The organism is Candidatus Enterococcus avicola (assembly GCF_047470845.1).
GTDB classification, from domain to species: Bacteria; Bacillota; Bacilli; order Lactobacillales; family Enterococcaceae; genus Enterococcus_D; species Enterococcus_D casseliflavus.
Window position 1 is genome coordinate 38,645 of record NZ_JBLGTY010000015.1, and the last position, 26,316, is coordinate 64,960.

At 42.5% G+C, this 26,316-nt stretch carries 26 protein-coding genes; 18 read left to right on the top strand and 8 right to left on the bottom strand.

The features are described from left to right. Positions 1–218: 218 nt before the first annotated feature. Positions 219–1,610: an aminotransferase-like domain-containing protein gene (locus ACI3E5_RS12405; protein ID WP_142973085.1), complete on the bottom strand. Its 1,392-nt coding sequence runs from the start codon at positions 1,608–1,610 to the stop codon at positions 219–221. 90 nt (positions 1,611–1,700) lie between these two features. On the opposite strand from ACI3E5_RS12405, the gene ACI3E5_RS12410 reads away from it, so the two are divergent. The 7 genes from ACI3E5_RS12410 (at position 1,701) to ACI3E5_RS12440 (ending at position 9,273) form a co-directional block, all read left to right on the top strand. Further along, the gene (locus tag ACI3E5_RS12410; RefSeq protein WP_142973084.1) at positions 1,701–2,669 is read left to right on the top strand and encodes an ornithine cyclodeaminase family protein; all 969 of its coding nucleotides are present in this window, start codon (positions 1,701–1,703) and stop codon (positions 2,667–2,669) included. Further along, complete coding sequence (locus ACI3E5_RS12415; protein WP_142973083.1) at positions 2,666–3,451, top strand: PhzF family phenazine biosynthesis protein; 786 nt, start codon at positions 2,666–2,668, stop codon at positions 3,449–3,451. The genes ACI3E5_RS12410 and ACI3E5_RS12415 overlap by 4 nt, the downstream gene beginning before the upstream one ends. A 277-nt stretch (positions 3,452–3,728) precedes the next feature. Continuing rightward, entirely contained in the window at positions 3,729–5,768 is a 2,040-nt protein-coding gene (locus tag ACI3E5_RS12420; protein WP_142973082.1) for a BglG family transcription antiterminator, read from the top strand. After that, positions 5,765–6,046, top strand: coding sequence for a PTS sugar transporter subunit IIB (locus tag ACI3E5_RS12425; RefSeq protein ID WP_005227537.1), 282 nt, complete (start codon positions 5,765–5,767; stop codon positions 6,044–6,046). The genes ACI3E5_RS12420 and ACI3E5_RS12425 overlap by 4 nt, the downstream gene beginning before the upstream one ends. A 16-nt stretch (positions 6,047–6,062) precedes the next feature. Continuing rightward, positions 6,063–7,427 (top strand): PTS ascorbate transporter subunit IIC, encoded by a 1,365-nt coding sequence (ulaA, locus tag ACI3E5_RS12430; protein ID WP_005232062.1) that lies wholly within the window; start codon positions 6,063–6,065, stop codon positions 7,425–7,427. A gap of 22 nt (positions 7,428–7,449) precedes the next feature. Continuing rightward, entirely contained in the window at positions 7,450–8,307 is an 858-nt protein-coding gene (locus ACI3E5_RS12435) for a transketolase (protein WP_005231438.1), read from the top strand. A 3-nt stretch (positions 8,308–8,310) separates the two neighbouring features. Beyond that, entirely contained in the window at positions 8,311–9,273 is a 963-nt protein-coding gene (locus ACI3E5_RS12440) for a transketolase family protein (RefSeq protein WP_142973081.1), read from the top strand. A 114-nt stretch (positions 9,274–9,387) separates the two neighbouring features. On the opposite strand, the gene ACI3E5_RS12445 is transcribed toward ACI3E5_RS12440, so the two are convergent. Both ACI3E5_RS12445 and ACI3E5_RS12450 read right to left on the bottom strand, forming a co-directional pair. Next, on the bottom strand, positions 9,388–10,854 hold the full coding sequence (locus tag ACI3E5_RS12445; protein WP_142973080.1) for a PH domain-containing protein: 1,467 nt from the start codon (positions 10,852–10,854) through the stop codon (positions 9,388–9,390). After that, positions 10,844–11,335, bottom strand: coding sequence for a PH domain-containing protein (locus tag ACI3E5_RS12450; RefSeq protein WP_185939957.1), 492 nt, complete (start codon positions 11,333–11,335; stop codon positions 10,844–10,846). The genes ACI3E5_RS12445 and ACI3E5_RS12450 overlap by 11 nt, the downstream gene beginning before the upstream one ends. A 501-nt stretch (positions 11,336–11,836) precedes the next feature. On the opposite strand from ACI3E5_RS12450, the gene ACI3E5_RS12455 reads away from it, so the two are divergent. Together ACI3E5_RS12455 and ACI3E5_RS12460 are read left to right on the top strand one after the other, a co-directional pair. Next, positions 11,837–11,980, top strand: a complete 144-nt coding sequence (locus ACI3E5_RS12455; RefSeq protein WP_341873062.1) for a GyrI-like domain-containing protein — start codon at positions 11,837–11,839, stop codon at positions 11,978–11,980. A gap of 380 nt (positions 11,981–12,360) precedes the next feature. Next, the gene (locus ACI3E5_RS12460; RefSeq protein WP_142973078.1) at positions 12,361–13,206 is read left to right on the top strand and encodes a class I SAM-dependent methyltransferase; all 846 of its coding nucleotides are present in this window, start codon (positions 12,361–12,363) and stop codon (positions 13,204–13,206) included. A 114-nt stretch (positions 13,207–13,320) separates the two neighbouring features. On the opposite strand, the gene ACI3E5_RS12465 is transcribed toward ACI3E5_RS12460, so the two are convergent. The 3 genes from ACI3E5_RS12465 to ACI3E5_RS12475 all read right to left on the bottom strand — a co-directional run bounded on the left by ACI3E5_RS12465 (position 13,321) and on the right by ACI3E5_RS12475 (position 15,348). Then, positions 13,321–13,782: a GNAT family N-acetyltransferase gene (locus ACI3E5_RS12465; RefSeq protein ID WP_060792756.1), complete on the bottom strand. Its 462-nt coding sequence runs from the start codon at positions 13,780–13,782 to the stop codon at positions 13,321–13,323. Positions 13,783–13,880: 98 nt separating this feature from the next. Continuing rightward, positions 13,881–14,450: a helicase gene (locus ACI3E5_RS12470; protein ID WP_142973077.1), complete on the bottom strand. Its 570-nt coding sequence runs from the start codon at positions 14,448–14,450 to the stop codon at positions 13,881–13,883. Then, entirely contained in the window at positions 14,440–15,348 is a 909-nt protein-coding gene (locus tag ACI3E5_RS12475; protein WP_142973076.1) for a helix-turn-helix transcriptional regulator, read from the bottom strand. Before ACI3E5_RS12475 ends, ACI3E5_RS12470 begins: the two co-directional genes overlap by 11 nt. 93 nt (positions 15,349–15,441) lie before the next feature. On the opposite strand from ACI3E5_RS12475, the gene ACI3E5_RS12480 reads away from it, so the two are divergent. The 5 genes from ACI3E5_RS12480 (at position 15,442) to ACI3E5_RS12500 (ending at position 21,293) form a co-directional block, all read left to right on the top strand. Then, on the top strand, positions 15,442–15,870 hold the full coding sequence (locus tag ACI3E5_RS12480; protein ID WP_142973075.1) for an effector binding domain-containing protein: 429 nt from the start codon (positions 15,442–15,444) through the stop codon (positions 15,868–15,870). A gap of 15 nt (positions 15,871–15,885) precedes the next feature. Continuing rightward, entirely contained in the window at positions 15,886–16,413 is a 528-nt protein-coding gene (locus ACI3E5_RS12485; RefSeq protein ID WP_142973074.1) for a ClbS/DfsB family four-helix bundle protein, read from the top strand. 259 nt (positions 16,414–16,672) lie between these two features. Continuing rightward, positions 16,673–17,404: a class I SAM-dependent methyltransferase gene (locus tag ACI3E5_RS12490; protein WP_185939956.1), complete on the top strand. Its 732-nt coding sequence runs from the start codon at positions 16,673–16,675 to the stop codon at positions 17,402–17,404. 367 nt (positions 17,405–17,771) lie between these two features. Further along, positions 17,772–20,135: an HAD-IC family P-type ATPase gene (locus ACI3E5_RS12495; RefSeq protein ID WP_128488308.1), complete on the top strand. Its 2,364-nt coding sequence runs from the start codon at positions 17,772–17,774 to the stop codon at positions 20,133–20,135. Between the two features lie 231 nt (positions 20,136–20,366). Beyond that, positions 20,367–21,293, top strand: coding sequence for a LacI family DNA-binding transcriptional regulator (locus ACI3E5_RS12500; protein ID WP_185939955.1), 927 nt, complete (start codon positions 20,367–20,369; stop codon positions 21,291–21,293). A 415-nt stretch (positions 21,294–21,708) separates the two neighbouring features. Here the strand turns inward: ACI3E5_RS12500 and ACI3E5_RS12505 are convergent, their stop codons facing one another. Next, on the bottom strand, positions 21,709–21,897 hold the full coding sequence (locus tag ACI3E5_RS12505; protein WP_005227564.1) for a hypothetical protein: 189 nt from the start codon (positions 21,895–21,897) through the stop codon (positions 21,709–21,711). Positions 21,898–22,855: 958 nt separating this feature from the next. On the opposite strand from ACI3E5_RS12505, the gene ACI3E5_RS12510 reads away from it, so the two are divergent. From ACI3E5_RS12510 to ACI3E5_RS12525, 4 genes are all read left to right on the top strand, one after another. Further along, positions 22,856–23,314: a hypothetical protein gene (locus ACI3E5_RS12510; protein WP_142973071.1), complete on the top strand. Its 459-nt coding sequence runs from the start codon at positions 22,856–22,858 to the stop codon at positions 23,312–23,314. A 323-nt stretch (positions 23,315–23,637) separates the two neighbouring features. Then, positions 23,638–24,945, top strand: a complete 1,308-nt coding sequence (locus ACI3E5_RS12515) for a DUF3440 domain-containing protein (RefSeq protein ID WP_142973070.1) — start codon at positions 23,638–23,640, stop codon at positions 24,943–24,945. Between the two features lie 36 nt (positions 24,946–24,981). Further along, the gene (locus ACI3E5_RS12520) at positions 24,982–25,473 is read left to right on the top strand and encodes a hypothetical protein (RefSeq protein ID WP_005227570.1); all 492 of its coding nucleotides are present in this window, start codon (positions 24,982–24,984) and stop codon (positions 25,471–25,473) included. Beyond that, entirely contained in the window at positions 25,400–25,933 is a 534-nt protein-coding gene (locus tag ACI3E5_RS12525) for an IbrB-like domain-containing protein (protein WP_005227576.1), read from the top strand. The genes ACI3E5_RS12520 and ACI3E5_RS12525 overlap by 74 nt, the downstream gene beginning before the upstream one ends. Positions 25,934–25,996: 63 nt before the next feature. On the opposite strand, the gene ACI3E5_RS12530 is transcribed toward ACI3E5_RS12525, so the two are convergent. After that, complete coding sequence (locus tag ACI3E5_RS12530; RefSeq protein WP_010748814.1) at positions 25,997–26,149, bottom strand: hypothetical protein; 153 nt, start codon at positions 26,147–26,149, stop codon at positions 25,997–25,999. Between the last annotated feature and the right edge of the window lie 167 nt (positions 26,150–26,316).

Genomic DNA, 26,316 nt, shown 5'->3' on the forward strand with positions numbered 1-26,316 from the left:
AGAAACTATATCGAATATATTTTCAACATACATAGCTCCAACATAGTGGTTGATGTACTGCTCTTTAGTATCCTCACTGCAGAAAAAAAGACGAAAAAATAAAAAACTGTCGCCTCCTTAAAAGATGCGAAAGAGGAGCTGTTGACGCAACTCCTTTTTATATGGAGCGTGTAACAAAATTGCAAATCTGTTCAACGGATTGCTGATTTTTTAGACAGCTACTGATAGGTCTTTAAGGAGTCCTTTACAATACGCAGTCCTTTTTCTAACACCTCTAAATGATTCGATGACAGGGACAATCGAATAAATGGGTCCATTTGCTTTTGGGTCGTAAAACGATTGGAATGATAGATGCGCACGCCTTTTGCCAAGTAGTCTTGTTCAATATCGAATTGAGCAACATCTGAGCGAATCGGTAAATGACGATAATAGGGATAGACTGCTGGTTTTGATTGACAGTCAAAGACAGCATCAAAAAGTGCATTCGCTTGTTTCGTAAGAGCAAATTTTTGATGAAGAATGGTTTGCGCCACTTCACTGTTCAAAACCTCGGTAACGATCTCTGCCTCCAAAGGTGAGGTTTTTACATTGATCGTGAAAATGGCCTGTTCGATTTTCCCTCGGACCGTTTCTGGAAAAACAAGATAGGCGATCCGCAGTCCCGAACAGATAAATTTGGTCATTCCAGCAAGATAAATGACTTGTTGAGGGAGCAGCGCTTGAAAGGGAGCGATCACTTTATTTTGTTGATACGTCGTTAAAAAAGAATGAATATCATCTTCGATCACCCACAATGATTCTTCTTCGATAATTGTTGCGAGTGCTTTTCGTCTGGACTCGGTGATTTGAAAACCAATCGGATTATTGCAAGAAGGCATCACGAAGAGTCCGTGTATTTTTTTCTTGCGGCATTCTTGTGCAAGTACTTCCGGACGCATTCCTTCCTGATCGTAATCGATAGGAACAATTTCTAAATGGAAGAGGTGTGCCAACTCAATAAAATTTGAGTACGTGTAACGATCCACTGCGATCCGATCTCCTGGAGAAAATAAAGCTGCCAAGGCAATCGCTAAGCCGTTTTGTACACCAGAAACAATCGCAGTCGTGTCTTTGTCTGCTTTGACCCCTTGTGTCCTTAACCAGTTGCTGGCGGTCGTCAATTGATAATCGGATCCTTGAGGTTCTCGATAATTCATGATCCCAACAATATTTGAATGATTGACGACTTTTTGAATCGTGGGCAGTATCAAGGAATTGCATTCTTCAAAGGAACTGACGAGTCCCAGATCAATGATGTGCGTTGCCACATTGCTGGTAGAAATAGAGATCGAGTCGAATGCATTGGCAGAAACATACGTGCCACTGCCAATCTGGCTATAGAGAATTCCTTTCTCGACACCATATCTATAGGCTTGACCAATCGTAGTGAAATTAAGATCTAAGAAATCTGCTAACTCTCTTTGAGAGGGTAAGCGGGTATTTTTGGCGAGCTTGCCAGAGAGGATATCTTCTTCTAAGCGCTTGATCAAGGAACGATAAAAGGGACGGGTAAGCTGCGTTTTGTCTGGGCGCCAACTAAGGGCATAATCTTCATAAGAATTGATGGGCATAAGAACACCTCCTAAATTGTATTCCATACAATTATATCATTGATTGTATGAATTGCTGAGAGTAGGATAATGAAAAAAGGAGGAATTTTTATGGAGATTATAACAGAAGAAGAGATTTTACGTGAACTGACATTTCCTGAAGCCATTTCGGCTATGAAAAACTGCTTTCGTGATTTTGAGCAGCAAGCTGTTTCTCAATGGCAAAGAGCGGTATTGCCGTTGCCAGACCAAAAGCAAGGAAATCTCTTTGCTTTAATGCCCGCTTACTTAGGTCCGAACCGAGTGTATGGCGCAAAAATCATGTCCTTTTTCCCAGAGAACGGAACGTTACAGCTTCCGACTCATTTAGGACAAATTCTTTTGCTTGATAGTCAGAATGGGGCGCCACTCACGTTAATGGATGCGAATAGTATTACTTGGATTCGCACGGCAGCAGTATCAGCAGTAGCGACGAATTATTTAGCAAAGAAAGAAGCGACCAAATTGTCACTAATTGGTGCGGGGCATCAAGCTTCCTCCCATCTACAAGCGATGCTGACTATTCGTCCGATCCACACTGTATTTGTTTATGATCTAGATAAAAGAAAACTAGCGAACTTTGTTGAATCAGTCAAGAAAACTTATCCGCAGCTGCAGGTTATTGCCTGTAAACATCTGATGGAAGCGACACGTGAGACCGATATTATTTGTACCTTAACACCTAGCAAGCAGGCGTTTTTGGATAAAGATATGGTTTCACCTGGCACTCATATCAATGCGATCGGAACCTTTACCCCAGAAACACGGGAACTCACCAGTGATTTAGTGGCTTCGGCTAGTGTATATGTGGATGATTATCAAGCAGCACTGCAAGAAAGCGGCGATCTTCTGATTCCAATCGCAGAACAATCCTTTCATCCTGCTGCTATCAAAGGGTCGTTAGGGGAATTAGTTACTCATAAATGTCACGGACGAGAGACAAAACAAGAATGCACGGTTTTTGATGCGGTGGGACTCGCAGTAGAAGATCTCTATTGCGCAGAGTACGTATATAACAAACGAAAGGGGGTAGGAAAATGAACTTAGCGTATTACGTAGTAGATGCTTTTGCCACAAAGGTTTTTGAAGGAAATCCAGCGGCCGTTTTTATTTTACCAGAGTGGCTGCCAGAAGATCTGATGCAGAAAATCGCGATTGAGAACAATTTATCGGAAACAGCCTTCGCCGTAAAAGAAACAGACTCTTATAGCCTTCGCTGGTTTACGCCGGATCGTGAAATTGATCTTTGCGGACATGCAACGTTGGCAACAGCGTTTGTGCTGTTTCATTATTATGAACCTCAACGAACTTCTATCGTTTTCCAAACAAAATATAGCGGACAGCTGCGGGTGACGAAGGAAGGGGGGATTTTATCACTGGATTTTCCAGCGATTCGCCCAGAAAAAACGGCGATATTGCCTGTATATGAAGAAGCGATCGGTGCCAAAATCAACGAGGCTTACTTGGCAAGAGATCTTTTTTTTGTATTGGATAATGAAACCCAGATTCAACAGTTAACACCTAATTTTTCTTTAATAAAAACCTTTGAGCAAGGGGTCGGCGTGATCGTGACAGCTCCTGGGGAAACGGTCGATTTTGTTTCTCGAACCTTCTTTCCTAAGTTGACGATTGATGAAGATCCTGTTTGCGGATCGGCTCATTCGAACCTGATCCCCTATTGGAGTAGCCGATTGAACAAGACCCAAATGACCGCAAAGCAACTCTCTGCACGAGGAGGATTTCTTGAGTGTACCTTAGCAGATGAACGGGTGATCATTGGCGGAAAAGGTGTGCTTTATGCGAAGGGAACCTGTTTCTTATAAGCAATCTAGATTTCATTTTCTAGAGTTTAGTCCACTTTTGCCATCTGTTTCTATTACTTATCACTTTTGAAAGGCGAATCATCAAGCTGATTCGCCTTTTTTGCGTTAAAAAACAAATAATGGTCATCGCATATCCTCTTTTTATGTAAAAATGGTATGGTAATCCTTGAGATCACCTCTTCGGTCCATCGTTAAAAAAAAACGAAGTTTCAGTTGTACCGAGAAATGATGGCGATTTCATTTTGTGCAAGCTATAGTTTAGGTGGGGGTAGCAAATATGATTCATTTCAAATTGACGTATCTGTTTTCAGAACCAAATGTTGAGGCGTTTCTTGATTTGACGAAGTGGAGGGATGAGGAATTTTTGGCGGAGATTGCCAAAATCAATCAAATCACTGAACAGCGGTTGAATCAACGAATCATGATTCATGAGGGAGAAGTTTTGATTCCTTCACTGATTCAACGAAAATGGCCGGAAATTCTTTTCGATGTCCAGAAGAATACGTTGTTTTTTTCGGAAGAAGAGCGGCGGTCCATGATTTATCTTCTGACTTTTTCAGCAGTGAAAGATTTATCCGTCTATCAGTTTCAAGAGCTGTTCTATGTCAGTAAAAATACGATTTTGAAGGATGTAAAGGGGATCAGAGAGGAACTTGCAGCTTTCAAGATTCAACTATTGTACTCTCGAAAATATGGCTTTTATCTAGAGGGAGAGGAATATCAGATTCGCGCTCTTGCCTTTCGAAAGGTCAGCACGTTATCCAATACGAAAAACGGGAACTTGCTCTTATTTGAGGGAATCTATGAGCAGGATAAAACGATCTATGTTCAAATCAGAGATCGATTGTCCGCAACACTGACTGATTTCAATCTGGTGATCGTTCCGAGTCGCTTCGAAGAAATGCTTTATTTTCTTAATTATCTATCCTTTCGGATGGCAGAAACGGCTGTTTCTTTAGCGGAGACAGAAATACCGCTGCTCCAGTCGCTGCATGTCCATCAAGTCAGTCAGCAGTTTTTAGCAGAATTTCCTGACATCAAAGATCGGAAAACAGAAGAACTTTATGTAACGATCCTGTTGAAAACGATTCTGCAAGGAGATATCGAAGATACTTCATTAGAGTTTTTATTGGAATGTGCCAGTAAGATCATTCATGAAATGGAACGGCTGGCAGCTATCGAGTTTGTGGACTATCGCACCCTTTTGATGAACACATTCTATCATCTTGTCCCAGCGTATTTTCGAATCCGCTACGGTTTTCCACTGGAGAATGTACTGATTGAAGAAATCAAGCTGCAATACAATGAGTTGTTTGAACTGACGAGACGAGCACTGGGTTCTTTAGAAGACCTAGTCGGCACGATCCCTGATGAAGAAATCGGTTATTTTACGATTTTGTTTGGTGGAGAAATCAGTAAACAAAAGGCCAAACGTGATTACTTCCAACTGAATGCATTAGTCGTTTGTCCCAGTGGCATCAGTTCATCCTTGATTTTGGAATCAGAATTAAAGGAACTGTTTCCCCAGATCCATTTTTTGCCGGCTCGTTCGATCGAAGAGTATGAAAATGTTCGGTTTAATGAAGAGATTGATCTGATTTTTTCCAGTGCGCCGATCAAAACCAAACGACCCTGTTATGTGATCAATCCGATTATGACACCCATTGAGAAGGATGAACTGGTTAAAAACGTACAAGCGGCATTTTTCCCTTCAAAAACTGGATTGCATTCCATTGACGATGTGTTAGAAGTGATTTTGCCCTATGTTGATTTAAAAGCAGGAATCAGTAAGCAAAAGCTGAGAAAAATTTTGCAAAGAAAAATCAATCGAGAATTGAATAGAAGGGAAGACCAACGTCCGATGTTATCAGATTTATTAACAGCAGAAACCATCCAATTTACCGAGGTGCCGCTGACTTGGCAAGAAGCCATTCGAGCAGCTGCTGCGCCATTAAAAAATACCAATAAAATTGAGGAGCAGTATATTACCGCCATGATCAATAAAGTGGTGGATCACGGTCCTTTTATCCATATTGGAAAAGGCATCGCTTTGCCTCATGCACGTCCAGAAGATGGGGTCAATGCCATCGGGATGTCGTTATTAAAAGTCAAAGAACCAGTGCTTTTGAATGATGATCCGCAACACCCCATTCACGTGTTTATATGTTTGGCGGCGGTTGACAATGAACTCCATCTAAAAGCGTTAGCGAGTTTAACTAAAATTTTGTCGAATAATGAAAAACTAACTGCGTTACTTTCCGCAACCAATGCGGATCAAATAATTGAAGTGATTAGAGAAGGAGAAGATGAAAAATGAAATTTGCAGCAGTGTGTGGGTCAGGATTAGGATCAAGTTTTATGGTGGAGATGAATATCAATTCTGTTTTAAATGAATTGGGTGTCTCAGGTGTGGAAGTGTCCCATTATGATTTAGGAAGTGCTGCACCCGATATGGCGGATGTTTTCTTCGTTGGCGGCGATTTAGCCGATAGTGCGCAGCATCTAGGTGAGATCGTAGTTTTAGACAGTATTATCGATCTCGATGAATTGAAGCAAAAGGTTCAAGCCGTTTGTCAGGAAAAAGGATTACTATAAAAAGGAGTAGACAGTCATGAACGAATTTTTAGATATTCTTGTTGATATCGCGAGTACCCCAGCGATCTTAGTTGCGCTGATCGCCGTTTTGGGGAATGTGCTGCAGAAAAAAGACATTGCCACGATCGTCAAAGGGGGGATCAAAACCTTTGTTGGGTTTCTCGTGGTCACTGCCGGGGCTGGGGTGATCGAAAGCTCTCTGGCGCCATTTGGGGAGATGTTCCAAGCAGCCTTTAACATGCAAGGGGTCGTCCCAAATAACGAAGCGATCGTTGCGCTAGCGTTGACAACTTACGGCACCTATACCGCACTTATTATGTTAGCCGGAATGGCCTTCAATATTTTGATTGCCCGTATCACTCGCTTTAAATACATTTATTTGACTGGGCATGCCACGTTGTATATGGCGTGTATGATTGCGGTGATTTTGAGCGTTACTGGAATGAATACTTTTAATCTAGTTTTATTTGGGGGCTTAGCGTTAGGGATCTGTAACACGATTTTCCCAGCGATCGCACAACCGTTTACCCGAGAAATTACTAAAAATGATTCCGTCGCATTGGGGCATACGGGGAACTTCGGCTACGCATTGAGCGGGTTGATTGGGAAATACGTCGGCAATAAGGAAAAATCTACCGAAGACATCAATTTTCCGAAAGGCCTGTCTTTCTTGCGGGATTCTACTGTTAGTATCACGATTACGATGGCGGTTGTATACGTGATCGTAGCAATTTTTGCTGGGAGTGAATTTATTACGGAAAATCTTAGCAATGGCACGAACTCGATCATTTATTCGTTGCAGCAAGCAGGTTCGTTTGCCGCTGGTGTCTTTGTGATTTTAGCTGGTGTCCGTTTGATTTTGGCAGAAATCGTACCAGCCTTTAAAGGGATTTCTGAAAAGCTTGTTCCTAATGCGATTCCTGCATTGGATTGTCCAATCGTCTTTCCTTATGCGCCAAATGCTGTTCTGATTGGTTTTCTAACCAGTTTTGTCGGTGGGATCGTTAGTTTGATCATCATGGTCTTCACAGGAACAACCGTTATTATTCCAGGGGTCGTACCCCATTTCTTCTGTGGCGCAACGGCAGGTGTTTACGGCAATGCAACGGGTGGTGTGCGAGGCGCCGTCATTGGTTCCTTTATTCATGGGATCATTATCAGCTTCATGCCGATCTTGTTGATGCCAGTCATGGGGGATCTTGGGTTCCAAGGATCAACTTTCTCTGATACCGACTATGGGGTTGCAGGGATCTTCCTAGGAAACTTAGCCAATATGGGCGGTCAAATCGCCATCTTCTCAGGGATAATTGCGGTAGTCGCGGTCTTGATCGGATTGACGATTTTCAAGAAAAACAGTCGGGCAAAATCTGTTTCTGAATAAATAGAGGATGGAGGGATAAATAGTGGCAATCAGTGAACAAAAATACCACGAGCTTGAAGAATTAGCGGCAAAGATTCGTTTAGATACCCTTTGCAGCATCAAGAAAATGGGACAAGGCCATCTGGGCGGCTCCTTTTCAATTGTTGAATTATTGGCCGTTTTGTACGGCAAACAGCTGCGAATCAATCCACAAGATCCACAGTGGGCGGATCGTGACCGACTCGTCTTGTCAAAAGGGCATGCTGGCGCCGCCTTGTATAGTGCATTAGCAAATACGGGCTATTTTGATCGGTCGTGGTTATGGACGATCAATGAGGGCGGCACGAGACTGCCTTCCCATCCGGATCGCTGGAAAACGCCAGGGGTTGATGCCACCACAGGTTCACTGGGACAGGGGACTTCCATGGCTGCTGGGATCGCGACAGGCCTGCGCTTGGCAGGCAAGGACAATTTTGTTTATTTGATCGTTGGAGATGGCGAACTAAATGAAGGACAGTGCTGGGAAGCCTTCCAATACATTGCCCACTTTAAACTGAATCACTGTATCGTCATTATTGATGACAACAAAAAACAGCTAGATGGGCCAACCAAAGACATTCTTGATCCCTTTGACATCCAGCAGAAGATGACTGCTTTTGGCTTTTATACAGAAAAAGTTCCAGGGGCAGACATGCAAGCCATTGATGAGGCAATCGAGCGCTGCAAAGCAATCGAAGACCAAGCGGTTTGCATTGTCTTGGACAGCGTGAAAGGACAAGGCGTTCCTTTCTTTGAAGAACTAGATGCCAATCACTCCGTTAAGTTTACCACGGATGAGATCAATCAAGCGGCAGAAGCGGCAATCAAAGAATTGACCATAAAAATCGAAGGAGGACGCTAAGGCATGTTTACATTAAGCAAAACCACTGCTGCTGGTAAAGAGCTGCGAACTTGTGTCGTTGACACATTGGTGGAACTCATGGATGAAAATAACCAGCTAGTTGCGTTAGATGCCGACCTTGGTTCTGCCAGCGGCTGGACCACGATTGCCAATAAACATCCCCAACGCTTTATCAACATGGGGATCGCGGAAGCCAATATGGTTGGTGTTGCAGCTGGCTTGAGTTTAACTGGTTATACACCTTTTATCCACACCTTTGGGCCATTTGCGACGCGTCGGGTATTCGATCAGCTGTTTATTTCTGGCGGCTATGGCGGCAATACGATCAATATTTACGGTTCTGATCCAGGGTTTGCAGTCGGGCACAACGGCGGCACCCATACGACATGGGAAGATGTGGCTTTGATGCGAATGATTCCCCAATCGGTCGTCTGCGATGCAGCGGATGAAGTCCAAATGGCGTGGATCATAAAAACCTTTAGCCAATTATCAGGCATTCATTACGTACGAGGCAATCGGAAAGCGGTTCCGATGATTTATGAAAAAGGCTCGACCTTTGAACTAGGAAAAGGCAATATTTTAAGACCAGGCGATGAACTGTTGTTGATTGCTAGCGGACAATTGGTTTCTGAAACACTGCAAGTGGCAGAAGAATTAGCAGAAATAGGAATCAGCTGCGAAGTGATCGACATGTTTACCATCAAACCAATCGATAAAGAATTGATCCTCCGCGAAGTTCAGGGGAAACGGCAAGTCATCACCATCGAAAATCATTCTATTACCGGTGGACTAGGAAGTGCCGTCGCCGAAGTGCTTGCTGAAACAGGCAGTGCTGTCCCCTTAAAACGTATTGGTGTCAACGAACGATTCGGTCAAGTCGGCACACCCGATTTTTTGCAAAAAGAATATGGCTTAGATGCTGCTTCAATCAAGCAGCAAATAGTCGAGTGGAAGGTCAAGGGATAGAAAAAGGAAGCATCAGCGAATCAATGGTTGATGCTTCCTTTTCATTCCTTTCAGATCTTGTAAAAAAAGCGTCAAACAGCGCGTCAGTCCTGCTGTTTGACGCTTTTTTATGAACTAAGACAAAAACCAGCGCCGTAAGTTTTCTGCTTCGGTTAATGGAAAATAGAACAGCTTACTTTCGGTGAGAGTATCTTCGGTTTTGATGGTTAGCTGTGACTTGCCAAGCCCTCTTTTGTGCTGCCAATGCGTGGTGGTGACAGTGAAATCTTGGATTTTATTTTTCTTCAGATAAGCGGTCACCTTCGTAAGACCGCGGATCGTTTGGCACAACAATACGTGGTTATCTAAAAATTGATAGCCTTGTATTTTGCCTCGCCAGATGCTTGATAACACGAAGGAGCCAAAGAACACGAAGAAAATCAGCGCTAACCACCAGAAAAAGAAGGCAGAGATTCCTACAGCAAGCAGTCCGATCAGCAGCGGCCAACGGCAGAAGTACCAAAAGTTGGGTCGTGGATTTTTCACTAGAGCGGTTTGTTTAAACGACCATTCGGGTAAAAAGCGGGTCAATGTTTCGGTCAGCTGCGCCTCTTTCAAAATGGGGAACAGATAGACCGTATCATCGCTTTCTGACGAACTGCCAGCAGCCAGCAGTAATTTGACGGAGCTTAGATGAAAGATTCTTCGATAAAGGTTTTGTTCGACACTCAGCCCTTGGATCCTAGCGAGGGGAATCGTTTGGTGTCGTTTAGAAAACAAGCCCTGCGTGATCAGCAGCTGTTGTTGGTTCGTTTCCACCGTAAAGCCATAATAACGGAAAAGATTCCTGGCGATCGCAAGGAAGAAAAACAAAATCAGCAGCCCGAGTAAAAGTGCAGCACCTAATAAAAGGCCAAGTTGCTGCAATTCCGATGCATAGGCAAAGAGATTGGGAATGTTGTCGATCACGTTATAGCCGATGACTAGAACCAAGGTGAAAACAGAAAAATCAGTGAGAGAAAACAAGAAAATCTCCTTGAATTTCAAAGTGAATGTTTCTAGCGGCGGCTTGGCTGACTTCTCAGCTGAAAACGCAGCGTAATCGTCGGTTGGTTCTTCTCTACTAGTTGTTTGGGCAGTCGGCTGTTGTGGTGTCGCAGCCGCCTTTTTTGACGCTTCGATAGAGGCAATGAGAGCCAGCGGCAATGCGGGGAAAAGAATTTCGGCTTCGCCACTCGAACTTGCGGCGCTTTCCAACTTCACTTCAGCTAGTTTAAACGGACGTAAATAAAAGTAATGATTCTCTTGAATCGTTTGGATTCGTTCAAATGGCAAAATCGTTTGTTTTTGGATAAAGAGTCCTTTGTTGACTAGTACACTCGTTTGATCGATTTGAAAGGTAAAGCGGGCGTAAGACAGTACCGCAAAAATCAGACACACCAGTAAAAATAGCAGAATGCCGCCCAGAATCATCGGAAAAGAAGGGGCGTCGTTGAATAATTTGAATACAAGCAGAAATGCTAGTACCAGAAAATTTTTGCAATTTTTGAACCAATAAAGAACGATACACAGCAACGGCAGTCGTTGTTTTTCATAGATCATCTTTGACCACCTCGACTAAATTCATGATGGTTTCTCGCAAGCGTTCGGCTTGCGCCACTGGCAAGCCTTCAATGGTGTGGTTGGTGGCAGCCGTATGGATCTGTAAGGAGACTAAAGCGTATTTACGCAAAAAGATCCCTTGGTCCGTTTCGATGTGCTGGATTCGACGGATCGGAATATACGTAGTGCTGCGAAATAGATAGCCACGTTGAATAGCGATATCCTTTTCTTGGATCTCGTAGCGATGGAATGTGTAACGGTAGCTCATCAGCACAAAAGAAAGCAGATGACTGATCAAAGTCAGTGCCGATAGGCTTGACCAAAGGGCGAACACCCAGAAATGAAGCCAGTTTTGCGTGGCTAGAAACCAAAAAGAAGCAGCGAAAATCAGGCTGAAAATAATCAGTGACGTAATCCTTCGCAACCGCCAAACACGAATGATGGTCTGAGGCATTTGTTCATTTAATAAGGGATAATTCAAGGGAAACATCCTCTCTACATAGAAATAAATAGGGTTACCCACAAATATAGTGGAGATAGAAGAAAAAAACAAGGTCAGGAATTAAAAATAGTTAATTGTGATTTAAATATTGATGCGAATAGTACAAAAAAGAAAAAGCCACGTTTGGCTAACCAATGAGCATGAGTTTGTTCGTCATGAAAAAAGCGAATCTGCTATTGACTCTCCCTCAAGAGGAGACAGTATGCTTTAGTAGAAAGGGGCGATTTCTGTAGAAAATGATCGAGGTTGCTGGGCTGTCAAAAGAAATCAATGGACGCAAAACAATTGATCAACTGACCTTTTTGGTATTGGAATACCGCTGGTCGTACTATTTTTGACCAATAGGATTGGTGGAGATAAAGTGAGGGGGGCTGTTTCTTATACATCACAAGATAGTGGCAGATAGAAGAAGTACCAGAAGCAGTTTGTACGGTCCATAGAGGAGCCTATGCAGAATTTCCGAAAGCCTATGCTGCAGTTATCCAGTTTGTTGAAAACAACGGCTATCGAATCAAAGTGCCTTTTCGTGAAAGCTATATTGATGGTATTTGGAATAAAGAAAGTGAAGAGGAAGGGCTGACTGAGATCCAGCTTCCTGTTGAAAAAATCAGCAGGCGACAGTAAGCAAAGACGTAGTTTGATGCAGTTTTTTTGTTAGGCAAGGTGTGAATTGCAGTAAGAACTTCTTTTATCGAAGGAAAGCAGGCGATTCCCATTGACAAATCGACTAGCGCCTTCTAAACTAAAAGCAGAAAAACAAGAGAAAAAGGTGATGGCTCCGGCCTATCTGCTGTTATTCCTTCGTTAACAGGGGTAGGACTGGAAAAGAGTAAATAAAATCAATTTCATAGGCAAAAAATTGACTGCATGCAGTTTTATTTGAAGTGCCTATCATTGATTTTATTTTACTCTTCGCTTTTTGATCTTCATCGTTTGAAGGTTGACCGCAGAGTGAAATCTGCGGTCTTTTTTGTTTTTCAATTATTTTGAAAGGGGAAAAGAAGATGTACCAAGAATTGAGAAAAGCAATCGAGCGGCCACCGCTCTATAAAAAAATGGCAGAGGCGTTTTGGGACGATGCGTATATTTCCAAGCAAATGTTAAAGGCTCATTTGGATCCTGATTTTGAGGGAGCGAGTAGAAAGGTTGACTTTATCGACGAATCCGTTCGATGGATCGGTGGCATTGTGCCGCCAGAAAAACAGACGCAACTTCTTGATATCGGCTGTGGGCCAGGGATCTATGCGGAAAAATTTGCAGCGCTGGGCTATGAAGTGACAGGCGTTGATTACTCCAGAAGGTCCATCGCCTATGCGAAAGATTCCGCGAGTAAGCGGGAACTAAATATTACCTATCTATTTGATAATTATTTGGAGATGGCGTTACCTCAGCAATTTGATTTTATTACCTTGATTTATTGCGACTATGGTGCCTTAAATCCAGAGGAACGCAAACTACTGCTAAAAAATGTGCTAGCGCATCTAAAACCGGGTGGCAAATTTTTGTTCGATGTATTTACAATTGCACAGTTTTTAACGCTTAATGAAGAGCAGACCTGGGAAAGTCACGAATCAGAAGGGTTTTGGCGGGGGGAGCCCCATCTTGTGCTGAATCAACGATGGAAATATCCTGATCACGTCTTGCTGGAGCAAACAACGATTTTAGCAGAAGGTGAGACCACAAATTATTACTTATGGACGACCTATTTTACAAAAGATGCATTGCTGAGGGAAGTTCAGGCTGCAGGCTTTGATATCTGTGAGGTATTTGGCGATGCTAAAGGCAGTCCTTATAGCGAAGAAGATTCAACAATGGCGATACTTTTGAAGAAGCCACAACTGAAAGAGTAGTTTTCTGTAAATAGAAACAAAAAGAAACGACGATTTTCTGTCGTTTCTTTTTGTTTGGGTCGGAACTGATCGATCAATTCTTTCGTACTAATAATCGGGCACATTCAACACCACTCATTCAGCGAAACGTCGAACCATCGTAATATCTGTTTCCAAATAGCCCATTTTTTTGTATAGCTGATACGCAGACTGATTATGGGCAAAAACGTGCAAGCCGATTTCAGTGATGCCTTGCTGGATCGCCCACTTTTCTAAAGCCTGTAACGCTTTGGTGCCATAGCCTTTTCCTCGCTGGTCTTCCTCGATGATAAAGTCATAGATGAAGGCTTTCTGGGCAGCTGTGTTGACCCAAATCACCCCGATCGGTTCACTAAAATCAGCTGCAAATAAAGAAAACAAGTGATTGTTTTCAGTGGCAGTCCCTTGAGGAAGTAAAGAAGCAAAGCTTTCTTTGGCTAGGGCGAGGGCCTCATCTTTGGCCCATGTGCCTGCTTGGACTTTGTCATTGGCGTATTCGAAAACTGCATTGGTTAAGTAAGCAGCATAGTCGCTGTCTTTCATTGGGATTAAGTTCATCTATTTCTCCTTTCGTCCTTTTGGATTCTCCCTATCTTGCAGAATGATTGCAGTAAGGGGAAATGGGGACGCTTGATTGGTAACTATTTGTTCCCCCTTCAGTTGAAGGTCTCTGACAGCGGGTCTCGTCGTTGAAACAAAAACAGGTCATCCGGTGCAAACTGGTGGCGTGCATCGCAAGTATAGCCTCGTAGCCAGTCAACCCCATCGATGCGGCGAACGTAGAATCCTTTGGGGAAATCGTCGGTTTTTTCCAAAGGCACAGAAGCGATCGTGATTGCGGCAGCTGGCGCTTTTCCTTGGGATTTCAGTCCGGTACTGTTTGCCAGTTGGCGATAGCTAAGACGAAAGTGTAAGGCCATTTCCAAGGTACAACAAGTCAATCCATAAGAAGGCGTTGCTGCAAAAATCTCCGTCAAAGAGCCGCCTTGGGGGAGTCCCAGTTCTTTAAGGGGAACAATCACACAAGCAGCACGCTGTTTATCGGCACTGAGGGAGAGCTGGGGATGGCGCAAGAGCTGGTTGGCATACGCGTTTAAGTGAATCTGATTTTCTTCCAACTGCTGGCAAAGGCGGGCTAGCGAAACCCCGCCATAGTCTACGATCACTTCTTTCAAATCAAACACTCCTTTCAATAGGGATCCATTTCTTGAAAAATCAGTTCGCACCCTCGTTCTCAGTCAAATTGGCATAAATCGCAGCAACTTCTTCTTGGTAACGATTCTTTAGTCGAGGGGGACTTAAAATGTGTAGGCTTTTTCCAAAAGAGAACAAATAGGGCACCACCCAGCTTTCCTCGGGTAAATCAACGGTAACTACAGCAGTGCCTTCCTCCGTCAAAGTAATATCCTGATGATCGAACTCATCATATACCCGATAAAGAACGTCGGCTTGAAAGAATAGACGCGCAGGATAGGTGTCAACAGTCAACTCAATGGCAGAATCAGGCGCAGTGACTGGAAAAAAATGCTGGTCAGTGACGTGGACTTGACTCATGCGGCTGATTTTAAATGTCCGAAAGGCATTCTTTTGCTGGTCGAAGGCTTGCAGATACCAAGCTTGCGAGCGAAAAAGCAGTTTATAAGGCTGGCAGATGCGTTTTTGCAGTCCCTGTTTACTGATATAGTCAAAGGTGATCACGTGGTTTGTTAAAATACTCTTTTTTAATAAATCAAACGTGTCGTTGCCGTTTTCTCGCCGATGCCAAGTGGAAAAATCCACTTCTAGCCAATCAGCATCGGGCTGCTTAAACAAGGATTGCAGTTTTGCCAGCGATTGCCCACTGATCTGTGGCGTCAGCTGACGAATCCCTTTCAACGCCAAAAGCAGGTTTTTCCGTTCTTCCTCTGATAATAACACTTTATCCAACACAAAACTGCTTAACAGATAAACGCCGCCATTTCGACCCGTTTCGGTATAGATGGGCACGCCAATACTGCTTAGGGTATTGATATCTCTGGTGATGGTGCGAGTCGAGACTTCAAATTGTTTGGCTAATTCAGAAGTGGTTGCTTTTTCATGATTCAACAGGTGGTAGATAAGGCCGAATAGGCGTGTCGTGCTCACTTGGTTTACTCCTTTTATAAAAAGATGATAAAACACTGACACAAGGTGTCTAGGTTTCTATCGTATCATAAAGACAAAGAAGGAGGAACTCCAATGAAATTTTCGATAATGGCAACGGAAAGAACCAATAATTTTACTGATCCAGCGATTCAAGCAAAAATCACTGGCTTATGGGAGAAAAACAGCGAGGCGGTCAAGAAAGCCGCAGAAAAAGGAAAGGTCATCGCTTGCGTTTACCACGAGTATGAGTCAAACTATCAAGGAGACTATGCCGTTTCGCTTTGTTTCGAAGAAACGGAGCAAGCAGACTTTGATACAGAAAAATATACTTGGAAAAAGTATCCGGTCGATCGGCGCGATGCGCAGGGCATTTTGACTACTTGGCGTCAAATCTGGTCTGAGGAAGAAAACCAGCAGCTGCAGCGCAGGTATTCCTTTGATTTTGAACAGTATGCGCCAGACGGCGAAGTAACGATTTTTATCGCCATTGCTGAAAGCGACAAAGAGCAGCCATTTTCCTGAATAGGAGGACAAACAATGAGACAATATGAAAGCAAAGCAGCACTTATCCAAGAGATCACAGAACGTTACCAAAAATTTCGCCAAGAATTTGATGAAATTCCTGAAGCCCTGCGAAATCAACGGATAGCAAGTGTCGACAAGACCCCTTCAGAAAACTTGTCTTACCAAATCGGCTGGGTCAGTTTGTTATTGTCATGGGAAGCACAGGAACAGCAAGGGATCAGCGTTCACACACCTGCTGAAGGGTACAAATGGAACAACCTTGGCGGATTGTATCAATCTTTTTATCAGACATACGGCAGTTTGACCTTAGCACAGCAGCAAGAGCTCTTAGACCAAAAGGTGACGGCCCTTTGCCAGTGGATCGAAGGCTTATCCGATCAGGAATTGTTTGAAGCAAGGAAGCGGGATTGGGCAACCACCAAAGCACAGTGGCCAGTCTATAAATGGATCCATATCAATACAGTAGCACCCTTTACCAATTTCCGAACGAAAATCCGAAAATGGAAAAAGGAAGCACTGCATTGGTCAATAGAGAAATGAATGAATCGAACAGGAAAATCACACCCTTTTCATAGTGTGATTTTTTGCTGTACATAAAAAAATGGTTCATTGAGAAACAATGGCAAAGAAACGCTAGCGGCTTGCTATCAATTGTGAGGGAGTGGAAATCGTGCTATGATGGCGTTAATCAGAGCGAGGAGGAAAAAGCAGATGTGTGGTGGCATTATTTCCCAAAAAATTGCCTAAGCCCATGTAGATCAAGACCAGCAAAAAACGATTTACATGGGAGGAACAAATGATGAAAGAAAACAAATATGATGAACAAACGTTTTTTAGCAAATACAGTCAAATGACTCGTTCGCAAAAAGGGCTGCAAGGAGCTGGAGAATGGCAGACGCTAGAAAAAATGTTGCCTGATTTCGAAAAAAAGCAGGTACTTGATTTAGGCTGCGGGTATGGATGGCATTGCAAATATGCTGTAGACCATGGAGCGGCAGCAGTATTAGGAACAGACATTTCTCAACGGATGCTTGAGGAGGCCAAGAAAAGGCACTCTGATCCGAAAATAACGTATCAATGTGTCGCAATGGAAGAAGTCATACTTCCTCCAGCCACAATAGACGTTATTTTAAGTTCATTGGCGTTTCACTACGTGGCAGCGTTTGAGACGTTGATCAAGAGCATATCGGTCTGGCTGAAACCTGGTGGTGTACTGGTATTTTCGGTGGAGCATCCGGTTTATACTGCGGAAGGATCGCAAGATTGGCAGTATGATATGCAGGGGGAAATCCAGCATTTCCCAGTCGATCATTACTATTATGAAGGCAAGCGGGAAGCGCAATTTTTAGGTGAAACGGTGACGAAGTACCATCGTACCCTGACAACCTATTTAATGACCTTATTGCAAAACGGCTTCATTTTAGAAAAAGTGATTGAGCCGCAGCCGCCAGAAGAATTACTGGAAGTACCGGGAATGAAAGACGAAATGCGCCGACCAATGATGCTGCTAGTAGCTGCTAGAAAAAGCTAACTTAAAGAATTGTTAAACAGTTGATCTGTGAAGATCAGCTGTTTTTATGTTTTGTGTCATCGCAAGAAACCACCTGGAAAGCATATGCTAGCTTATTGTCTAGTCGGTTTAGGTTAAGGAATAAACTGTTATTTTAATTCCTAAAGTGACGCGAATGTGACAAAAATGAAACGCCAATTCGTAAAAGGGTATGCTATATTTTAAACAGTACTTGTTTTTTTACAGAAAAAAAGCGGGGAGTCGATGGCCTATCTTACGCAATCGACGCCAATTGGTTTTATAGAAAACACACAAAACCATTCCCAAGTCTGATGCAAGTTTGCTGAATATTCAGCAAAATAAAAGTAAATGACTAAGAATAGAAAGGGTGAGGATCATCGAAAACAACCAAACCATTGGCTTGACGTCAGGAGAAGTCAAGGCGCGGGTGCAGCGCGGTCAAGTCAATAAGACAAAAAAGGATACGACGAATACGTACCCGAAAATCCTTTTTACCAATATCTTTACCTTTTTCAATTTGATCAACTGTGTCCTATTCTTTCTCGTCTGTTTGACGGGTTCTTATCAAAACGGTTTGTTCGTCTTTGTTGTCTTCAGCAATGTGATCATCAATCTCTTTCAAGAAGTTCGTTCCAAACGAACGCTGGATAAGCTGGCACTGCTAAAAGTTGCCAAAGCCGATGTTTATCGGGATGGCAAGCTGGAGAACTTGCCGATCCACAAACTCGTAATGGATGATGTGTTACGACTGAAAAGCGGGGATCAAGTGCCGACGGATGCCAAAGTCATTCAAGGATCTTTAGAAGTCAATGAATCCTTGCTGACTGGTGAAATGGATACGATCTACAAGCAGCCAGCAGACGAGTTGTTTTCTGGTAGTTTTATCACTGCTGGCGAAGCGTTATGCCAAGTGATCCACGTAGGCGCTGACAACTATATCGCAAAAATCAACAAAGAAGCCAAAACCATCAAACGACAAAAATACTTGATCCAAGGCAGTTTAAACAAAATCATTCGTTGGATCAGTCTGATTTTGGTCCCATTATGTACCCTCTTGTTCGTTAAACAGTTCTATTTCTCTCATGCAACTTTCAATACTGCCATCTTACGGACGGTGGCGGCAGCTGTGGGAATGTTCCCCGAAGGTTTGTTTTTATTGACGAGTGTCACGTTGACCATCAGTGCCGTCTATCTGGCGCGCAAAAAAGTGATGGTGCAGGAATTGAACTGCATTGATGCCTTGGCACGGGTCGATGTTCTTTGCTTAGATAAAACGGGCACGATCACCGAAGGCAAGATGACGGTGGAAAAGACGATTTCCTTTCAATCGGAAACACCGTTGGCAGAAATCACTGGTAACTTAATGGCGCAGCTACCCGATCAGAACCCAACGGCAATGGCGCTGCGAACCTTTTTTCCAGAAAAAACGACGTACCAGATGCAGCAAGTCGTCCCTTTTTCATCAGATCGTAAATTCAGTTGCGTCACGTTTGAAGGACAAGGCACTTATTTCATCGGAGCTGCGTCGATTTTACTGGGAACCAACCATGAAGCTGTCTTAAAACAGGAAAGGCAGCTGGCAGAAGAAGGCTACCGAGTGATCGTTTTGGCTCACAGTACGCAAGGCTATGAGGAGGCAGGACTGCCGACGGATATTGAACCGTTAGGATTTTATTTACTGTCAGACACGATCCGTGAAGATGCCAAAGAGACCTTGGAGTATTTTCGTTCACAGGCAATCCAATGCAAGATCATCTCTGGCGATGATCCAGTGACAGTCAGTCAAATCGCGAAAAAAGTCAATCTACCAGGAGCAGCTGATTTTATCGATGTGTCAAAATTAACTGCGACCGAATTAAAAGAAGCTGTCAGCAACTATCAGATTTTTGGTCGAGTGACGCCGCAACAAAAGAAAGAAATGGTGCTCTACTTGAAAGAACAAGGGCATACCGTCGCGATGACTGGCGATGGCGTCAACGATGTTTTGGCGCTGAAAGAAGCCGACTGCTCGATCGCAATGGCTTCTGGTGTTGATGCTGCGCGTCAAGTGTCAAATCTGGTTCTTTTGGAAAATCAATTTGATGCTTTGCCATCGGTCATGGATGAAGGCCGCCGAGTGATCAATAACATTACCCGCTCAGGTTCATTGGTGCTAGTGCAAGTCTTATTTTCCATCATGATCACCATGGGGACGTTGTTATCAGGAACGACCTATCCTTTTGAGCCGATCCAATTAACGATCATCAATGCCTGCTTTGTCGGCATTCCGACCTTCTTTTTAAACTTTGAACCAGACTTCAATCGGATCAAAGGGGACTTTATGACGACGATTTTCAAAAATGCTTTTCCAACAGCCTTGACGATTACGGTAGGAACTTTGCTGATCATCAACTTTGGTTATTGGTTCAACAGCAGCAGTAAAGCTCTATCGATCATGAGCATTATTTTTACTGCTTGGAACTATCGCTTGATCCAGAAAAAAGTCTATCCAGCGATCAACAGCTATCGAACGATGATTTTTTTCAGCACCCAAATCTTGTACTTTGCCGCTTTGATCGTCGGTCGCGACCTCTTTAACCTAGGCAATACCAGCTATCTCAACCTCATTCTCTTGATTGCCTTGTTGAATTTTTCCGCTTACATGCAACGCTTTGCGGATAAGGGCATCGAGTTACTGATGCGAAGGTATACGAAGAAACGTAAAAGCTTGTCAAAAGAAATGATTCAGTAAATGGTAGAAAAACTGATTGCTTAAGTAGCGCTTGTAGCTTGCTAAGCAATCAGTTTTTGTTTATAAATAAATTTCTTTTATTTTCAAGGAGTCTAAGTCTTGCTATGAAACTCGTTTCATACCGTACAATCAACCAAGGGACCTTTTCAGAAAATTTATCGAAAGTGAATCAGTAAATTTTCTATGGTAGACTTAGGTCAATCGTAAAACAAACAGATAGGAATGAAGGAAATGGCAACGATACGCGATATAGCAAAAATCACTGGTTTTTCGATCACGACAGTCTCTCGTGTGATCAATGGCCATCCTTATGTCGATGAGCAAAAGCGAGCAGCGATTTTGGCGGTGATGGAAGAACTGGATTACAAACCGAATAAGATCGCCCAAAAGCTCAGCTCGGGGAAAACCTATAATATTGGGGTCATCGTGCCGTTTGTCAATCACGCCTTTTTTGATGGGATTCTAAATGGCATTATGGAAGAAGCCTTTGCTAAAAAATACAAAGTGACGTTATTGCCGACCAATTTTGATCGGAAATTGGAACTAGAATATCTAGAAGAATTCGCTGCAAAAGGGTTTGACGGATTGATCGTTATTACCCGTGCAAATCATATCGAGACGTTTTATCCCTACATGGAAAAAGGACCGATCGTTTTTTGTGAAAATTCGACCGGTACTGCTGTTCCTTTCGTTGCGATCGACTTGGTCGGCTCTGTGACAGCTAGTATCAATTATTTAAAAGAACAAGGCGTAAAACGTTTGGGACTGACGCTCGGGCGCAGCAAACGCCTCAGCTGCAATTCAGTCAACACGATCGCAAAAGCCAAGGAGCTGTTTCCTAATTTTTCTGAAGCGGATATTTATTGGGATTGCATCAAAGCACAAGATGGGATTCCCGCAGCCGCATTTTTTAAGGAACGAGGAATCGATGGGGTGATCACAAATGGGGACGAGATCGCAGCGATGATCTTAAATCAATACCCTCACGGGACAGCACCCATCGTGATTGGGCAAGAAAACCTGCTCATCAGTCAAATGCTGCACTTTTCTTCCGTTGAGTTTCATCTGGATCAGTGCGGCAAAGAAGCCTTTCGCTTGTTTCAAGAAAGAAAACAAGAGCAGATCATTCTGCCTTACGAACTTATTATTCGTGAATAATCATTGTTATAAAAAGAACACACCTTTTTGTCGAGAGGTGTGTTCTTGCCTGCTTATTAAAGGGGAATTGTAGAGATAAAATAAAAAAATAAAGAAAAAATTTATTTTGAAAGCTTGCTTTTCACAGAGTAAAGGGCTACCATTGGTCTGTGGCTTTTTCGCCACAAAAATAGGAAACGTATCAGACAAGAGTACTTGGGGAAGATTCTCTTGGGGGAAGCCTGATACGTTTCCTTTTGTTCATTCTAACACTATTTATATATAAAGTAGAGAGATATTGAGTAGATAAATAAAAATACTACTGTAATTGATGAATAGGAAAAAGGCAATCTCACAGACGAGTTTCTCTGGAGCGATTTCCTACAACATGCTGGATGGCAAATTGCTCCATCATGTTTTGATTAATTACAAAGCATCAACTAACTAATTGTGTTGCACCAACTAGAAAATTACATAATTTCGCAACACCTGTTTCAGCTGTTTCTTTGATTAGAACAGTCGCAGTATTTTCGTAAACATGAATCACACTAACTTCTTGTAAACCGGTAAAGCCAATAACATTTGCCTGATAGTTTTGACCAGGGAACACTTGGTATTTTTCCATGTTTTTATCTCCTTCATTAATCTTATTTCAAAAGAATAATAATTAAAATTTAAGAAAAAGTAAAGTGAAACGATTTTTCATTCAAAAACTCGTCCTTTCGGCTGTTTATTCAAATAGAAATCAATTTTTTCTGTAATTTTTCATTTGCATTTTCAATAAATATACGATGACTAGTTGAATATTATTCAAAGAATCGTACCAATTTAGCGAGCGATCGACTACAAAGTTGCGGGAAAGAAAGCCAGAAATCTCCAGCTATATTGTTTGTTTTGTCCCGTCTTCACGCTTATAATAAAGGTAGGAAGAACGATCGGCGTCACCACTTCCTAATTCAATTGAAAAGGGCGTGAAAGTTATGGAAAACGTATACCGAAATAACTTTGTCAAAAGAACGGTTCAACTGATGTTTGCACCAAAAAAAATCAGAAAACGTCCACCCGAACAATGGATCAAAATGCCTACCGACCGAGGTATTCGGAGAAAGGACGCGTGATCCAGCATCTCGCAGCTATGCGTGAAATAGTGTTTGAAGAAACGAAACTCAGGAAGTCCCGTCATGGGACTTCCTTTTTTATGTCATTTTTATCACATTCTTCATTGAGAAAATTATTAGTACAGGCGCTCTTTTGCAGACGCAAGGTCAAGCATACGATGGAATAAGAAATCACAAACTACAAAGAAACGAATGTCAGAACTCAATGGATCGTTGGGTGAAAGACTACAATCCTTCTTTTCATTGAGGGATTTCCCTGTTTCTTTTGATCGATTTTAAATTGGATATTGCCGGGAAAAATGCGCGCCAACGAACGATCACTTTCTAATGGTACAGGAAACCAACGTTTAAGCAGCGTAAAAGCAATCAAAAAAGCGCTTTTTTCGTACAAAGATTCTGTTAAAATGAAGATATGGATAAAAAAAAGTAATTGCTGCAAATCAATCATTTAAAGAAGGTGAAAGCATGGACTACCAAGAAATCGCGCGTCATTTTCAGACAACATCGTTTGATCCCCAACCGTTTGTGCAAACGGCGATCGATGATCGAAAGGTAAGGGAGAAGCTAGTGGAGAATGTCGTTGATGGTCAAAATCATATCAATGAGTATTTTAATAGTTATTTGATTATTAAAGAAGTAGCCACTAAAAACCCTGAGCTGATTTATGATGAGTGGGAACGGATCTGGGCACTGCATACCCACAAAAATTCCTATCATCGGTGGATCGCCCATGATCTGATCACGCAACTTCTGGTGATCGATCATGAAGACAAGTTTGAAGCAATCAAGCGAGAATATGTACTGCTGTCAAAAGAAGAAAAAATCAGTAATTACAAGAAGATGTCTGAGAATATCCAAAAGGCTATGAAGCTCAAAGACCTCAGCAAAGAAATTTCACTGTTATGGAAAATTAAGTACATGTGATGAATGAACGGATAATCAGGTTGATGGTATTGCTTTCTATTAGCTAAATCATAGAAAAAACAGGCTATCTTTTTGTGATTCAAAAAAGAGCAGATGTATCAGTAGCAAGCAGCGATTATGAAGTTTAAAAAATTGATATCTCTGCTTTTTTTAGCCTGTAGTTGACTCATTATCCGATACTGAGCGCGCGTATTTCAACATGTCGCTGTATGAAATAACAGGGAAATCTCCCTTAAGTCCTTGTAAGAAGCCAAGTGAAACTTTATACTAGAATGTAATACATATTCAAAAAAAGGACAAATAAAATGAGGACATGAGCTTTTATGAAGAAATATTGTAAGGAAAATGTGCTAGAAGCGGCGATGACGCGTTTGGAATATATTTTTGATACGTTTCCCCATGTGTATTTCTCTTTCAGTGGTGGAAAAGATAGCGGGGCCATGATCCAGTTGGCTGACCAAGTCGCACAGAAAAAAAAGAAAACCTTTGATCTGCTGATTTTAGATATCGAGGCAAATTATGATGCTACGAGAACGTTCATGGAAAAAATCAAAGCGTTACCAAGTATCAATCAAACCTTCCACTTCTGTTTGCCCTTTTACGAGGACAACAATACCAGCGTCTTTCAGCCACAATGGTTGATGTGGGATGAACAAGAACGTGAGAAGTGGGTACAGCCCATGCCAAAAGATGCGATTTCACTTGCTGATTTGGATGAATCATTGATGGAAATCTATCAGAGTGCAAATATGAACCCTGATAAGTTTTTACGAAACTTTGCTCATTGGTACGCAAGTTATCATCAGTTTGAGCCGGTTGCTTGTGGTGTGGGGATACGAACCCAGGAAAGTCTGTATCGGTATCGATCGATCACATCGCCAAAGTATAACTTTCGGAAGCAATGCTGGATCAAACGGCAAGTAGCAGATTCAATGGTCGTTAATTTTTACCCCATCTATGATTGGAAGACCGAAGATGTGTGGGGAGCCTATGCCCATTTTGACTGGCCGATCAATGGCTTTTATAAAAAGTTGTACGATCATGGCGTTCCGATCCATCAAATGCGGATCTGTCAGCCTTACGGTATGCAGCAACGAAAAGGCTTGTACCAATATGCTTTGGTGGAACCGGAAACGTGGGAACGCGTCGTAAATCGTGTGTCAGGAGCCAATTTTGGTCGCTTGTATGCCCAGACAGGATTGCTGGCGCATTACAATACGAGAAAGCCTAGTCATATGACTTGGCAAGAGTATGCGGTCTTTTTACTGGAATCAATTGGACTTTATTCAAAGAAATTACAGGATCATTATTACCGCAAAATCACGATCTTGATTGATCATTATCGAGAAAAGCACGGGATCGAAGTGGAAGATATACCCGATGTGACCAAACGTAAGGACTGGCTGAAAAACGAAGTACTCTGGCATGACTGGAAAGGGATCGCTCGTGCGTTAGAAAAAAATGATTTTTCTTTGAGTACGCGACAATATAGTTTGACGAAAAAAGATGAGTCTGAATTGTATGAGTTGGCGGTCGATTTTGGGGCGGCCTTGGGGATCGAGCATTTACCCAAGTATCAGTTAAAAAAATTGAATGCCAAATACGAGTATTTAACGAAAAAAATCACCTAACGATGGACGAGTGCGTCCTTAGAGAGGAAGGGTTTTGTGAACGAACGATTGGTTTTATTTTTTCCACCGTATAAGAAAAGTCAATTCTATCAATTGATGGGGGCTTTTTTTGCGGAACGGGTGTATCAGCAGCAATTTCCGTACTTAGTCAATGATGAGAACTGCTACTGGTACGTGATTCTTGATGACGAAAAACGGGTGACTGCTTTTTCTTATTATGAAAAAGGCGCCAACAAAGTGGAGCTAGGGGAATTTTATGAAAAAGATCCAGCCGCTCAATTTAAAAAATTTCTTTTACGGAAAATGCTGGTGGATATCAGCCGCAACTACCCAGAAGCAGAGATTCTCGCTTCTAGTAACCAGCCTAGTGAAATTGCCCTTTTGGAGTCAAAAGGGTTTGCGGTCTATCGACAAACAAAAAATTATTCATTTCTAAAAAGGAGTGTAGTCCCTCATGAGCGATATCGATTTTCCAGTGTTAGCGGCGAAGCTGATCCCAGTCAGCAAGATTCACGCGAATACGTATAATCCCAACACCGTGGCTGCTCCAGAAATGGATTTACTGGAACTGTCGATTCGAGAAGATGGCTTTACGCAGCCATTGGTTTGTTACCACGATAAGGAGCAGGATAAGTATATTTTGATCGATGGGTTTCATCGGTACATCGTAGCAAAAGACCGCTTGGAATTGCCAAGTGTTCCAGTCACGGTGATCGATAAGCCTTTTGAGAATCGCATTGCTTCAACGATTCGCCACAATCGAGCACGTGGTACCCATGGCATCGAGAAGATGGGAAACATCGTGCAGCAGTTGGTGGCTAACGAGTGGTCGGATGAACGAATTGCCAAGGAATTGGGGATGGACCGCGAAGAGGTCTTTCGCTTTAAGCAGCGTTCAGGTTTAAAAAGTGCCTTTTCTAACCATGAATTCAGCAAGTCTTGGATTGAGTTTGAAAAAAGATACTACAAAGGCAAAAAAGAGACCTGAGAGGTCGAAAAAACCATTGAAAAAACTATCTAAAAAAGCTATCTATTAGAAGATAGCGATTCGTTAATAATTCTTTTTAAATTTTGAATAGGTGTTTTTTACAACGATAACGATCAAATTGACCACCATTGACAAGCAAAGCGTCCCTAAGAGAATAGCTAGGATCACACCTAATGCGTCTCTTAGAAAGCTGAAGATCGCTTCAATGATAAACATGGTTTTTCCTCCTTTTCTCATCGTCTATTTTTTCTGACAATTGCAAAAACAGCTTCCTTGAGCAATAACTACCCAAAGACTTTGCCCTGCGGGGTACAAGCCTCAGTTTCTTGAGAACTCGTCGCTTCAAAATTGAGTATACTTTATAAATAATGAAAAAACGTTTC